The sequence below is a fragment of the Salinicola sp. NYA28a genome, from assembly GCF_976982775.1.
In genome coordinates this window covers 820136-833637 of sequence record NZ_OZ334582.1, presented here as the reverse complement: position 1 = coordinate 833637, position 13502 = coordinate 820136, and the positions used below count along the sequence as shown (strand labels likewise).

Sequence of the window (13502 nt, the reverse complement as noted above, 5' to 3'; positions counted from 1 at the left end):
ATGAGTGCTGCCTTTCCCTGTCGCCTGTCCCGCCCCGGCGTGGTCTGCTCGCTGGGTGACGATCTGGACACGATCGCCCGTGCGCTCTTCGCTGGCGAGCGCGGCCTGACGACCAGCGATGTCTTCACGCCGGGCCGCCCGCTGCCCCTGGGCCGGGTCGCCAGCGAACTGCCGGACGCCACCCATTGGCCGAAGGAGCATCGCAGCCGCAACAATCGCTTGCTGGCACTGGCGCTGGAACGAATCGCGGCCGAGCTCGAACCGTTGTTGGCTAGGGTTCCCCGCGACCGGATCGGCGTGGTGATCGGCACCAGCACTTCCGGCATCGGCGAAACCGAGCTGGCGCTGGCTGACAGCGGCCGGGAAGGGCCGCTGCCGGAAGACTTCGCCTACGCCCGCCAGGAACTGGGCGCGCCGGCACGTTTCATCGCCGAGCGCCTGGGCATCGCCGGGCCCTGCTACGCCCTCTCCACCGCCTGCAGCTCCAGCGCCCGAGCGCTGGCCAGCGCCAGGCGGCTGCTCAAGAGCGGCCAGTGCGATGCGGTAATCGCCGGCGGTGCGGATAGCCTGTGCCGACTCACGGTCAACGGCTTCGCCAGCCTGGAAGCCGTCAGCGACGCGCCCTGCCTGCCCTTTTCCCGCCATCGCGACGGGATCAATCTCGGCGAGGCGGCGGCGCTGTTCGTGGTCACCCCGGAAGCCGGCGGCATCCAGCTTGCCGGCGTCGGCGAGAGCGTCGATGCGCACCACATCTCGGCACCGCGGCCCGACGGCAACGGCGCCGCCGAGGCCATGCGCCAGGCGATGGCGATGGCCGGACGCGATCCAGCGGAGATCGACTATCTCAACCTCCACGGTACCGGCACTCGGCTCAACGACAGCATGGAAGCCGCGGCCGTCGCGACGCTGTTCGCCACGCCCCCGGCCTGCAGTTCGACCAAGGCGCTGACCGGCCACACCCTGGGCGCGGCCGGCGCACTGGAGGCGGCGTTCTGCTGGCTGGCACTCGAGCAGGAACAGCTGCCCAGACACGTCTTCGATAATGAATACGACCCGGACATTCCCGCCCTGCCGCTGGTGACTGCCGACGCCACGCCGGCGCGCCCGCTGCGTCATGCCCTGAGCAACAGCTTTGCCTTCGGCGGCAACAACGCCAGCCTGCTGCTGTCCCGGGCCGACTGAAGCGCCGGCTTGCCCGGAAAGAGAAACGCAAGAACGACAACGGAATCCCCCTTGGCCGCATCCGATATGCCTTCGCTCCCCTGCCCCGTTGCACCGCTGGTCCCCCACGCCAGAGGCATGTGCCTGCTGACGCAGCTGGTCGAGGTCCGCGAAGAGGGGGCGACTGCCGAAACCGTGACCCGGCGCGACGATCTGTTCGCCGAGCCCGACGGCATTCCGGCCTGGGTCGGTGTCGAGTGGCTGGCTCAGGCCGTCGCCGCCTGGGCCGGTTTTCGGGCCGCCGCATCGGGCGAGGCGCCGGCCCCGGGTCTGTTGCTGGGCGCCAAACGCTACCGGGCGCGCGTGCCGGTCTTCGATTTCGACCAGCGGATCCGTATCACCGTCACCATCGACTTCGTCGCCGACAACGGCGTCACGCAGGTCAGTGGCGCCCTGTACGCCATAGAAAAGCATGCCATCGAAAAGTATGACATCGGAAAGCACGCCACGGCGATGCCCGAGGATGCCGAGCCGCTGGCTCGCGGCAGCCTGACGCTCTATCGCCCCGCCGCGATGCCGACATTGAACGGCGCCTGACGCCCCTGACTTCACAATCCGCAGCTCTACGCGCGAGGCCCCATGGAAGAACGACATCCCGAGACGATTCTGGTCACCGGTGCCAATCGCGGCATCGGCGAAGCGATCGCCAGACGCCTGGCCCGCGACGGTCACGATCTGGTACTGCACTGCCGGCGCCCCGGCGACGACATCGATGCGGTCAAGGCCGCAGTGGAAGCCGAAGGACGCCGGGCGCGCATCGTCCACTTCGACGTCGCCGAGCGGGAAACCGTCAAGGCGGTACTGGAGGCTGACATCGCCGAACACGGCTGCTACTACGGCGTGGTCTGCAACGCCGGCATCACCGCAGACAAGCCATTCCCCGCGCTGACGGGCGAGGACTGGGACGGCGTGCTGCGAACCAACCTGGACGGTTTCTACAACGTCCTGCATCCGCTGGTCATGCCGATGATCCAGCGGCGCCGGCCCGGTCGTATCGTGGCGCTCTCGTCGATGTCCGGACTGATAGGCAATCGCGGCCAGGTCAACTACAGCGCGGCCAAGGCCGGGATCATCGGCGCCAGCAAGGCGCTGGCCGTCGAGCTGGCCAAACGCCGGATCACGGTCAACTGCGTCGCGCCGGGGTGGATCGAGACGCGCATGACCGATGAGCTGCCCCGCGACGAGATTCGCAAGCTGATTCCCATGCAGCGCACCGGTACGGCCGAGGAAGTTGCCGGCACCGTGAGCTTTCTCTGCTCGGCGGATGCCGCCTACATCACGCGTCAGGTGATCGCGGTGAATGGCGGCATGTATTGATCGCTCTTTCCGGTACCGAGGTGAACGGTTAATGCCTCCGGCAAGATGTTCGTCCGGCCGCCCGGCAGCGAGCCGGCTCGAAAGACAGGCTTGATCGAGTCCCGCCATTGGCGCGGGCACTATTACGGCTCGCGGGGCTTTCCAACGGGCGGCGTTACGGTTGTCGGTTGACGGGCCGCCAGCTCGGCGACGGCGATCTCCAGCAGGACCACGGCCAGCTCGCTGATGTTGACGTTACGTTTGCTGGCTTCGGTCGCCAGTAGTCGATAGGTGGAGTCGCTGAGGTGGTTGAGCACCAACCGGGCCATATGGGAGTCCTCGTGTGCCGGTTTCGAACACTGTAACGAGTTATCGACAGGCACTCAGGCTGAAATCACTAGACCTGAGGCATGATCCCCTCTAAGGCAGGCCGTCGCCCCGCGCCGTGCTGGACCCGGCCACGGCGTGGTAACCTTGCCCTTCACCGTACGCCCCCGGCATTTCGATGCCTCCTCTGTGCCCCAAGAATCGACGGAGCTTACCGAGACACCATGCAGGACGCGGCCTCCAGCAAGAGCACTCAGCATACGCCGATGATGGCGCAATACCTCAAGATCAAGCGCGAGCATCCTGATGTACTGCTCTTCTACCGGATGGGTGATTTCTACGAGCTGTTCTTCGATGATGCCAAGCGGGCGTCGCGGCTGCTCGACATCACGCTGACGGCGCGCGGCCAGTCGGCGGGCAAGCCCATCCCCATGGCCGGCATTCCTTACCACAGTGCCGAGTCCTACCTGGCCCGGCTGGTGAAGTCGGGCGAATCGGTGGCGATCTGCGAGCAGATCGGCGATCCCGCTACCTCCAAGGGGCCGGTCGAGCGTCGCGTCGTGCGTATCGTCACGCCGGGCACGCTGCACGACGAGGCGCTGCTGGATGCCGGACGCGACAACCTGCTGGTGGCTCTGCACCAGACGGGCAACTGCTGGGGGCTCGCCTGGCTCGAACTCTCCAGCGGCCGCTTCAGCGTGCTCGAGGTCGACGGCGAGGCCGACATGCTGGCCGAGATCCACCGCCTTCAGCCCGCCGAACTGCTCGCCGCCGAGAGCCTGGACCTGCCGCCCTCGCTCGCCGACCGAACCGGCCTGCGCCGCCAGCACGACTGGCACTTCGATCTGGAGACCGCCCACCGGCTGCTGTGCGACCAGTTCGAGGTCGCCGATCTGCGAGGGTTCGGCTGCACGCATCTCGAGACCGCGCTGATCGCGGCCGGCGTACTGATCGACTACGCGCGGGATACCCAGCGGTCCCGCCTGCCCCATGTCACCGCGCTGGGCGTCGAGAGCCGCGACGAATCCGTGGTGATCGATGCCGCCAGCCGGCGCAATCTCGAGATCGACATCAATCTCGGCGGCACCGGCGACAACACCTTGGCCAGCGTACTCGACACCACTGTCACGCCAATGGGCTCGCGGCTGCTCAAGAGATGGCTCAATCGCCCGCTACGGGATCGCGCCCAGATCGGCGGGCGCCAGGCCGCCGTGCAACTGCTGCTGGATGGTGACCAGTATCTGCTGATTCGCGAGCCTCTCAACGAAGTCGGCGACGTCGAGCGCATCCTGGCCCGTGTGGCGCTGCGCAGCGCCCGGCCGAGAGACCTGGCCCGCCTGCGCGATGCCCTCAACGTGCTGCCGGCGCTCCAGAGCGAACTGCAGCGCATCGAGGGCGACAGCGCGCTGGACGATCTCGCCCGCCATATTCATCCCTATCCCGAGCTCGCCGAGACGCTCATCCAGGCGCTGATCGACAACCCGCCGGTGGTGATCCGGGACGGCGGCGTCATCCGCGAGGGTTTCGATGCTGAGCTCGACGAGTATCGCGGCCTGGCCGAGCACGCCGGCGATTATCTGGTCCAGCTCGAAGTCCGCGAACGCGAACGCGCCGGCCTGCCCGGTCTCAAGGTCGGCTACAACCGGGTCCACGGCTACTACATCGAGATCCCCCGCGCCCAGGCACGCGAGGTGCCGGCCGACTACATCCGCCGCCAGACGCTGAAGAATGCCGAGCGCTTCATCATTCCCGAGCTCAAGGAGTTCGAGGACAAGGCTCTCTCCGCCAAGTCCCGCGCGCTGGCTCGGGAGAAGCTGCTCTACGAGAGCCTGATCGACACCCTCAACGCCGATCTCGATGCGTTGCAGGCCACCGGACGCGCGCTGGCCGCGCTGGACGTGCTCTGCGCCTTTGCCGAGCGCGCCCAGCATCTGGAATTCGTGCGCCCGCATCTGCTGGAGACGCCAGGCTTCGACATTCGGGGCGGCCGCCATCCGGTGGTGGAACACGTCAGCCAGCATCCGTTCGTGCCCAACGACCTGCGTCTCGACGATGACCGCCGCATGCTGGTCATCACCGGCCCCAACATGGGCGGCAAGTCGACCTACATGCGCCAGGCGGCATTGATCGCCCTGCTCGCCCACACCGGGAGTTTCGTGCCCGCCGACAGCGCCGAAATCGGCCCGGTGGATCGCATCTTCACCCGGATCGGTTCCAGCGACGATCTGGCCGGCGGGCGCTCCACCTTCATGGTGGAGATGACCGAGACCGCCAGCATTCTTCACAATGCCACCTCGGAAAGTCTGGTGCTGATGGACGAGATCGGCCGTGGCACCAGCACCTTCGATGGTCTCTCGCTGGCATGGGCCAGCGCCGAACACCTGGCGGCCCAGCGCGCCTTCACGCTGTTCGCGACCCACTACTTCGAGATGACCGCGCTGGCCGAACAGCAGGAAACGGTGGCCAACGTTCACCTGACCGCCGCCGAGCACAAGGACGGCATCGTCTTCATGCACCGCGTCGAGGAGGGCCCGGCCAGCCAGAGCTATGGCCTGCAGGTCGCCCAGCTCGCCGGCGTGCCCCAGACCGTAATCGCCCGTGCCCGCGACAAGCTGGCCAGTCTCGAACAGCCCGCGGCGATGCCGGTCGCCACCGACGCCCGCACGCAGCCCGCCGGGCCGCAGCAGGCGGATCTGTTTGCCGCGACGCCGCACCCGGTACTGGAAGCGCTGGCGTCGTTGGACGTCGACTCGCTGACGCCGCGGGCCGCGTTGGACCTGCTCTATGCCTGGCGCGAGCAGTGCTGAATGGCCCGGTGGCTATAACACCATTCCTCGATGTTTCACGCCGCGGCTTGCCGACGCTGGCGCCACCCGCCTAAAATATGGCGCCATTCGAACAGCATGCGGCGGCACCGTGGAAACGGTGATTTCAACAACGTCTTGCTATCCGCCAATACCGTGACCAAGAGCTGTGACATAGAGCTTCGACTTAGGGCTTCGACTTAGGGCTGTGGCAAAACCAGTCACGTGGCCGGGCCGTCAATCAGGAGAGAACACCCATGACGTTCGTCGTCACCGAGAACTGCATCAAGTGCAAATACACCGACTGCGTCGAAGTCTGCCCGGTGGATTGTTTCTACGAGGGACCCAATTTCCTCGTCATTCATCCCGATGAGTGCATCGACTGTGCGCTCTGCGAGCCGGAATGCCCCGCGGAGGCGATCTTCTCGGAAGACGAGTTGCCCGAAGGCCAGCAGCAGTTCATCGAACTCAACGCCGAACTCGCCGAGGTGTGGCCCAACATCGCCGAACAGAAAGACCCGCCGGCGGACGCCAAGGAGTGGGATGGCAAGCCGAACAAGATCGAACTGCTGGAGCGTTAATTCCGGCATTGATCGGATGTCAGCACCAGACGAAGAAGGCCGCTCAATGAGCGGCCTTCTTGCATTTACAAACCAAAGTCTTCGCTACGAGTTTCAGCAAGCTACTTTTAGATCGCCATCGATGTCGCTCGACTGACTTGAAGCGAAAACCGTGCTTAGTGAAAGTTGAATAAATAGCCGAACGGAGTAAAGCACAAGGCGCACGGCGCACAGGAACCGGAGCCTATGGGTTATAGGTGAGGATTCCGCGCACCGTGCAACGTAGTGATTTGCCCGTGCAGGCATTTATTGGCCCTTGATCGCCTTTAGGCCCGGATAGGCGGCTTTCTCACCCAACTCCTGCTCGATCACCAGCAGGCGGTTGTACTTGGCGACACGATCGGAGCGGCACAGCGAGCCGGTCTTGATCTGGCCGGCGGCGGTGCCCACGGCGAGATCGGCAATGGTGGTGTCTTCGGTTTCGCCGCTACGGTGGGAGATGACCGCGGTGAAGCCGGCATCCTGCGCCATTTTGATCGCATCCAGCGTTTCGGAAAGCGAACCGATCTGGTTGAACTTGATCAGAATCGAGTTGCCGATCTTCTCGTCGATACCGCGCTTCAGGATTTTGGTGTTGGTGACGAACAGATCGTCGCCGACCAGCTGGATCTTGTCGCCGAGCTTGTCGGTCAGCGCTTTCCAGCCATCCCAGTCCGACTCGTCCATGCCGTCTTCGATGGAGACGATCGGATACTGGTCGCAGAGATCGGCCAGATAGTCGGTGAAGCCGGCGGCGTCGTACTGCTTGCCCTCACCGGCGAGATCGTAGGTGCCGTCTTTGAAGAACTCGCTGGAGGCGCAGTCGAGCGCCAGCGTGACGTCCTTGCCCAGAGTGTAGCCCGCGTCGCTGACCGCCTGCTTGATGACCGCCAGCGCTTCGGCGTTGGAAGAGAGGTTCGGCGCGAAACCGCCCTCGTCGCCGACCGAGGTGGAAAGCCCCTTGGCAGAGAGCACTTTCTTCAGCGAATGGAAGATCTCGGCGCCCGTGCGCAGCGCTTCGCGGAAGTTCGGCGCGCCCACCGGCTGGATCATGAATTCCTGGATATCGACGTTATTGTCGGCATGTTCGCCGCCGTTGAGGATGTTCATCATCGGCACCGGCATGGTGTACTGGCCCGGCTGGCCGTAGAGCTCGGCGATGTGGGCGTAGAGCGGCACGCCCTTCTCGGTTGCCGCTGCCTTGGCCGCGGCCAGCGAGACGGCGAGAATCGCGTTGGCGCCCAGGCTTGCCTTGTTGTCGGTGCCATCCAGCGCCAGCATGGCGTCGTCGAGGGCACGCTGATCGCTGGCATCCATGCCCAGGAGGCGCTCGCGGATCTTGCCGTTGACGGCGTCGACGGCCTTCAACACGCCCTTGCCCAGATAGCGCGACTTGTCCCCGTCGCGCAGTTCCAGCGCTTCACGCGAGCCGGTGGAAGCACCGCTGGGCGCACAGGCGCTGCCCGTGATGCCGCCACTCAGCGTGACCTGTGCCTGGACGGTGGGGTTGCCGCGGGAATCGAGTACTTCGAGGGCGCGGATATCAACGATCTCAGCCATGTTACGTCGTCCTGTCGGTTGAAAAATCAATGGTCGAGGGTGAAGCGCCCGGCTCTTGCGCGGACTCCGGGCGCGATGATTCGGTCATGGTAGCAGTTCTGGAGCTTATCCAGCGTTGGCGGGTCAGGTCCAGCATCTCCAACGACGGCGGGGGATGAATCGCTTCATCCCCCGCCGGTCATTCGATCACTCCTGATGCGCCATGCCATGCTGGCGCTGGCGTTGCGCCTTGTGCTCCAGCGCCGCGTTGACGAAGCCGGTGAACAGCGGATGGCCGTCGCGGGGCGTGGAGGTGAACTCGGGGTGGAACTGGCATGCCAGGAACCAGGGATGGTCCGGCAGTTCGATCATCTCGACCAGCGACTGGTCGCCGCTCTTGCCCGAGATGATCAGGCCCGCGGCTTCGAGCTGCTCGACGAACTGCTCGTTGACCTCGAAGCGGTGACGGTGACGTTCGGTGATCGTATCCAGACCGTACACCTCGTGCGCCCTGGAACCCGGCTTGAGTCGGCATTCCTGCCCGCCGAGACGCATGGTGCCGCCCAGATCGGAGGCCTCGTCGCGTAGCTCGATCTGCCCTTCCGGGTTGATCCATTCGGTAATCAGGCCGACCACCGGATGCTGGGTATCGCGGGTGAATTCGGTGGAGTTGGCGTCTTCCCAACCCGCCACGTGCCGCGCGAACTCGATCACCGCCACCTGCATGCCGAGACAGATGCCGAGATAGGGAACGTCATTCTCGCGCGCGAAGCGGGCGGCCTGGATCTTGCCTTCCACGCCGCGCTCGCCGAATCCGCCCGGCACCAGAATGGCGTCCTTGCCGGCCAGACGCTCGGTGCCATGACGCTCGATCAGCTCGGAATCGATGTACTCAACGTTGACCTTCACCCGCGTCTGGATGCCGGCATGGATCAGCGCCTCGTTGAGCGACTTGTAGGCGTCGAGCAGCTCCATGTACTTGCCGACCATGGCGATGTTGATCGTCTTGAGCGGATTGAGCTTGGCGTCGAGGACGTGGATCCACTCGGCCAGATCCGCCTGCGGCGCCTCGAGGCGGAACTTGTCGCAGACGATATCGTCGAGCCCCTGCTCGTGCAGCATCAGCGGAATGCGATAGATGGTATCGGCATCCTGCAGCGGGATGACCGCACGCTCCTCGACGTTGGTGAACAGCGCGATCTTGCGCCGCTCGCTCTCTTCGAGCTCGACTTCGCTGCGGCAGATCAGGATATCGGGCTGGATACCGATCGAGCGCAGCTCCTTGACGCTGTGCTGGGTCGGCTTGGTCTTGGTCTCGCCGGCGGTCTTGATGTAGGGCACCAGCGTCAGGTGCATGAACAGCGCGCGGTTGGCACCCACTTCGCTGCGCAGCTGACGGATGGATTCCAGGAACGGCAGCGATTCGATGTCACCGACGGTGCCGCCGATCTCCACCAGCGCCACGTCGTAACCTTCTCCCCCCTTGATCACACGATGCTTGATCTCGTCGGTGATGTGCGGAATCACCTGCACCGTGCCGCCGAGATAGTCGCCACGGCGCTCCTTGCGCAGCACATGCTCGTAGACCCGGCCGGTGGTGAAGTTGTTGCTCTGGGTCATCTTGGTACGGATGAAGCGCTCGTAGTGCCCCAGGTCGAGATCGGTTTCCGCGCCATCCTCGGTGACGAACACCTCGCCATGCTGGAACGGACTCATGGTGCCCGGATCGACGTTGATGTACGGATCCAGCTTGAGGATGGTGACCTTGAGGCCGCGGGCCTCGAGGATCGCAGCCAGCGAAGCGGATGCAATACCCTTGCCCAGGGAGGACACAACGCCGCCGGTCACGAAGATATATCGTGTCATGGAAAACCTGTCGAATCGTGGTCGTAAAGCTCGTGAGAAAAGACCCGGGGGAGAAAGTCGGGCCAGGATGGGACGTCAGATTACCAGACTCGATCGAAAGGCTCAATTTTGGATCACGTGACGCGACGCCGACATCCGGACGTCAGCTCGCCACCGCGCGCTGCAACGACTCCAGGCGCCGATCCCGAATCCCCAGTGCATGCAGATCGCCCACCGTGTTGTCGAGATACTCGCGGCACGATCCCAGCACGCCGCGGCCGGTACGCAGCAGATGCACTACCGTCTCGTCGGGCTGGCGACCGATATAGCGGTCGTGGTGCGGGTTGATCACGAAGGCGATTCCCCAGATCGGGCCGGCGTCCGTCTTCAGCTTGATCCAGCGGGGGCGGTAGGCACCGGTCAGCATCTCGCGACGCCACACCAGCGTCAGTTCGCGCTCGAGATTGTCACCGGGAACCCGCAGCGCGACGCCACGGCAGGAGCCGCCCGGCGCCAGCGCCAGCATCAGTCCGGGCGTATCTGGCGTGCCACGGCCGTGGTCGAGCTTGAGGCAGAAATCGCGATGGTAACCGTAGAGGCGGCAGGTATGGCGTTCGTCGACCTCTACGCAAGGGTTCCAGATCAACGAGCCGTAGGCGAACAGATAGACACCGTCGCGACACTGCACGCCGGGCGGCGCCGAGGCCAGCACCTGATGGATCGAGCTTTGCAGCTCTTCGTGGCTCTTCAAGGCCACGTCGGGGTAGACGGCTTCGAAGTGGCGACGAATCAGATCCTGCTCCAGCACCTCGCGGGTCATGGCGATCGACTTTCCGGCGGAAGTCTCTTCTTCATCGACACTGATATCGCTGGGCTGCGGCTCACTCATTGGGACTCTAATCTCGGGCGCGATCGATACGATCATGGAAAACAAGGGTGATGGCATCGTCGTGGCGATGCCATCAACCCAGACTAACGTCCAACGGGCGCAAAGCGAAGCGCTAGTTGGGCGAGACGCGGACGTCAGATCGCGCGACCCCGCCCACCTCCGGTGCCGTGACGCAGGACGAGGTGCAGGAGGATCGCGCCAAACGTTGCCGTACCGATTCCGTCGAGCGTGAAGCCGCCGAAATCGATCGAGAAGTTGCCCGCGCCCAGCACCAGGGTGACCGCCGCGACGATCAGATTGGTGTTTTCCCCCAGGTCGACCTGGTTCTGGACCCAGATGCGGGCGCCCGCAACCGCGATCAGGCCGAACACCACGATCGAAGCGCCGGCCAGCACCGGGCCGGGGATCGTCTGGATCAGCGCGCCGAAGCGCGGCGAGAACCCGAGCAGAATGGCAAATCCCGCCGCCGCGACGAAGATCAATGTCGAGTAGACCCGCGTCACCGCCATCACGCCGATGTTCTCGGCATAGGTCGTCACGCCGGTGCCGCCGGACGCCCCGGAGACCATCGTCGCCAGTCCGTCACCCAGGAAGGCCCGGCCGATATAGGGATCGAGATCGCGCCCGGTCATCGCTCCCACCGCCTTGATGTGGCCCAGGTTTTCCGCCACCAGGATGATCGCGACCGGGGCGATCAGCACCATGGCGTGCGGGCTGAACGTCGGGGCGGTGAACGCGGGCATCCCGAACCAGGCGGCCTCTTCGATGATCGAGAAATCGATCGGCGTGCCCCAGCCCAGGCCGTTGGTGACCAGCGCATAGATCGCGTAGGCGGCAACCAGCCCGACCAGGATCAGCAGCCGCTGCAGCATGCCGCGAGTCAGCACCGCCGCCAGGCCGATGCAGAGGATGGTCACCAGCGCCATCGCGGCATCGAAGTTGGAGCCGGCCACGCTGGAAACGGCTACCGGAGCCAGATTGAGACCGATGGTCATGACGATGGCGCCGGTCACGACCGGCGGCAGCAGGAACTCGATCCAGCGCGTGCCCATGGCCATCACGATCAGGCCGATGACCGCATAGATCGCGCCGCAGGCGATGATGCCGCCCAGCGCCAGCCCGATCGACGGATTGCCGCCGCTCCCGCCGTAACCGGTGGCGGCAATCACCACCCCGATGAAGGCGAAACTCGACCCCAGGTAGCTGGGAACCCGCCCGCCGACGATCACGAAGAACAGCAGCGTACCGATCCCCGACATCAGGATCGCCAGGTTGGGATCAAACCCCATCAGCAGCGGCGCCAGCACGGTGGAACCGAACATGGCGACGGCGTGTTGCACGCCCATCAACAGCGTCTGCGCGGGTGGCAGCGTCTCGTCGGGTGCGACCAGATCTTGGCGAGCGGCATCGACGCGGCGCCAGCGGGGGAACCAGGATGACATCGAACTTGTTCTCCAGGGAAACGACCGGTCGACGCCGGCGATTTCCGAATGCGTGAAAGCGATTGTTGTATGTACGAGCGGCGGATAACCGACCCGACGCGCATTCTACCTTCAGCGATGGCGGGATGCCTCCCGACCTCGCGTTTTTGGCACAGTGCCTCACGACTGAACTACGCTGACACCATCGACCCCAAGGATCGAACGGGAATACCGAGCGAGCGATGCCACTTTGAACGGTGGTGTCTCGTCTAAACTCAAGGCATGCCAGGGAGTGGATATGCAACGCTACGACTACCTGATCGTCGGCGCCGGCATGGTCGCCGCCAATGCCGTTCAAGGCATCAGAGAGAAGGACACCCAAGGCACGATCGGCATCCTGGGCGCCGAGCCCAATGGCCCGGTCACGCGGCCAGCGCTAACGAAAAAGCTCTGGACCGACCCCGAATTCGGTTACGACAAGATCTGGATGCAGCCGGAGCAGGACGACGGCACCACGCTGCATACCCGCACTCGCGTCACGGCCATCGATCGCGACCAGAAAACGGTGACGACGGATGACGGCGACACCATCGGCTACGGCAAACTGCTGCTGGCGACTGGCGGCGCACCGATGACGATCGATCTGCCGGCGAGCGATCGCGTGCGCTATTTCCGCACGGTCGAGGATTACGACTGCCTGAGAAGGCTTGCCGGCAAGGGGCTGCACATTGCCGTCATTGGCGGCAGCTATATCGGTACGGAACTGGCCGCGGCACTGATCCAGAATGGGTGCCGGGTGACCCTGATACATCCCCATGAGGTACTGGGAAGCCAGATGTTCCCGCCCAGCCTCGCCAACCGTTTCCACCAGACCTATCTCGACAAGGGCGTCGAGCTATTGAATGGCCGCAAGGTCAGCGGCGGGCGCGAGGCCGACGGCAAGGTCACGCTCGAACTCGACGATGGCAACGGCCTGGAGGTGGACGCGGCGGTCTTCGGGCTGGGAGTCAAGCCGCGAGTCGAGCTTGCAGCTCAGGCAGGGCTGGCGGTCGATGACGGCATGGTCGTGGTCAACGAACGCCTCGAGACCAGCGATGACGCCATCTTTGCCGCCGGCGATATCGTGACCTACCCGGATCGCATTCTCGGCCGCTGGCACGCCGAGCACGTCGACAACGCCAACCAGATGGGCGCGACAGTCGGCCGGATCATGGCCAGCAGCGACGAGACCTACGATTACACGCCCTACTTCTACTCGAACGTCTTTGACTTCGCCTGGAAAGCCGTGGGCAAGCTCGACAGTTCGCTGACAACCGTCGAGGACGTGGAAGACGACAAAGGCGTCTATTACTATCTCGACAACCACGATCTCGACAATGAGAGCGTCATCGGCGTACTGCTGCTCAACCTGGAAGCCGACAAGCTCGACGAGGCGCGCGAGGCATTGGCGGACAAGTCACCGCAGCGCCCCGATACCCTGATGGGCCGCATCGCCCGGTCGTGATCGGGGCCCTGCATGACATTCATGCGAATGCCTTCAACGAAAAAGCGCCAACGATGA

11 protein-coding genes are annotated in these 13502 nt (G+C 64.6%); 6 read left to right on the top strand and 5 right to left on the bottom strand.

Annotation, left to right across the window (positions count from 1 at the left end; translation table 11 throughout):
* From ACWHY3_RS03920 to fabG, 3 genes are read left to right on the top strand one after another with little or no spacing between them, the layout of a single operon-like run.
* On the top strand, positions 1 to 1182 hold the full coding sequence (locus ACWHY3_RS03920) for a beta-ketoacyl-ACP synthase (RefSeq protein ID WP_087717691.1): 1182 nt from the start codon (positions 1 to 3) through the stop codon (positions 1180 to 1182).
* 51 nt (positions 1183 to 1233) lie between these two features.
* Positions 1234 to 1758 (top strand): ApeP family dehydratase, encoded by a 525-nt coding sequence (locus tag ACWHY3_RS03915; protein WP_143543242.1) that lies wholly within the window; start codon positions 1234 to 1236, stop codon positions 1756 to 1758.
* A gap of 42 nt (positions 1759 to 1800) precedes the next feature.
* Positions 1801 to 2538 carry a 3-oxoacyl-ACP reductase FabG gene (gene fabG / locus ACWHY3_RS03910; RefSeq protein WP_087717689.1) on the top strand — a complete coding sequence of 246 codons (738 nt, stop codon included), beginning with the start codon at positions 1801 to 1803 and terminating at the stop codon, positions 2536 to 2538.
* Positions 2539 to 2660: 122 nt separating this feature from the next.
* On the opposite strand, the gene ACWHY3_RS03905 is transcribed toward fabG, so the two are convergent.
* Positions 2661 to 2846, bottom strand: a complete 186-nt coding sequence (locus ACWHY3_RS03905; protein WP_087717688.1) for a hypothetical protein — start codon at positions 2844 to 2846, stop codon at positions 2661 to 2663.
* A gap of 222 nt (positions 2847 to 3068) precedes the next feature.
* Between ACWHY3_RS03905 and mutS the strand changes: the two genes are divergently transcribed.
* Both mutS and fdxA read left to right on the top strand, forming a co-directional pair.
* Positions 3069 to 5651 carry a DNA mismatch repair protein MutS gene (mutS, locus tag ACWHY3_RS03900; protein WP_332778766.1) on the top strand — a complete coding sequence of 861 codons (2583 nt, stop codon included), beginning with the start codon at positions 3069 to 3071 and terminating at the stop codon, positions 5649 to 5651.
* A gap of 254 nt (positions 5652 to 5905) precedes the next feature.
* A complete protein-coding gene (gene fdxA / locus ACWHY3_RS03895) occupies positions 5906 to 6229 on the top strand; it encodes a ferredoxin FdxA (protein WP_071231867.1) in 324 nt (107 codons plus the stop codon).
* Positions 6230 to 6514: 285 nt separating this feature from the next.
* Here the strand turns inward: fdxA and eno are convergent, their stop codons facing one another.
* The 4 genes from eno to ACWHY3_RS03875 form a co-directional block, all read right to left on the bottom strand.
* A complete protein-coding gene (gene eno, locus ACWHY3_RS03890; RefSeq protein ID WP_332778767.1) occupies positions 6515 to 7807 on the bottom strand; it encodes a phosphopyruvate hydratase in 1293 nt (430 codons plus the stop codon).
* Between the two features lie 186 nt (positions 7808 to 7993).
* The gene (locus tag ACWHY3_RS03885) at positions 7994 to 9652 is read right to left on the bottom strand and encodes a CTP synthase (RefSeq protein WP_448127595.1); all 1659 of its coding nucleotides are present in this window, start codon (positions 9650 to 9652) and stop codon (positions 7994 to 7996) included.
* Positions 9653 to 9794: 142 nt separating this feature from the next.
* Complete coding sequence (locus ACWHY3_RS03880; protein WP_179208804.1) at positions 9795 to 10520, bottom strand: gamma-glutamylcyclotransferase; 726 nt, start codon at positions 10518 to 10520, stop codon at positions 9795 to 9797.
* Positions 10521 to 10654: 134 nt separating this feature from the next.
* Positions 10655 to 11962: a solute carrier family 23 protein gene (locus ACWHY3_RS03875; protein WP_071231863.1), complete on the bottom strand. Its 1308-nt coding sequence runs from the start codon at positions 11960 to 11962 to the stop codon at positions 10655 to 10657.
* 277 nt (positions 11963 to 12239) lie between these two features.
* Here ACWHY3_RS03875 and ACWHY3_RS03870 point away from each other — a divergent pair, with 277 nt between their 5' ends.
* Positions 12240 to 13445 (top strand): NAD(P)/FAD-dependent oxidoreductase, encoded by a 1206-nt coding sequence (locus tag ACWHY3_RS03870; protein ID WP_448127594.1) that lies wholly within the window; start codon positions 12240 to 12242, stop codon positions 13443 to 13445.
* The last annotated feature ends 57 nt before the right edge of the window (positions 13446 to 13502 follow it).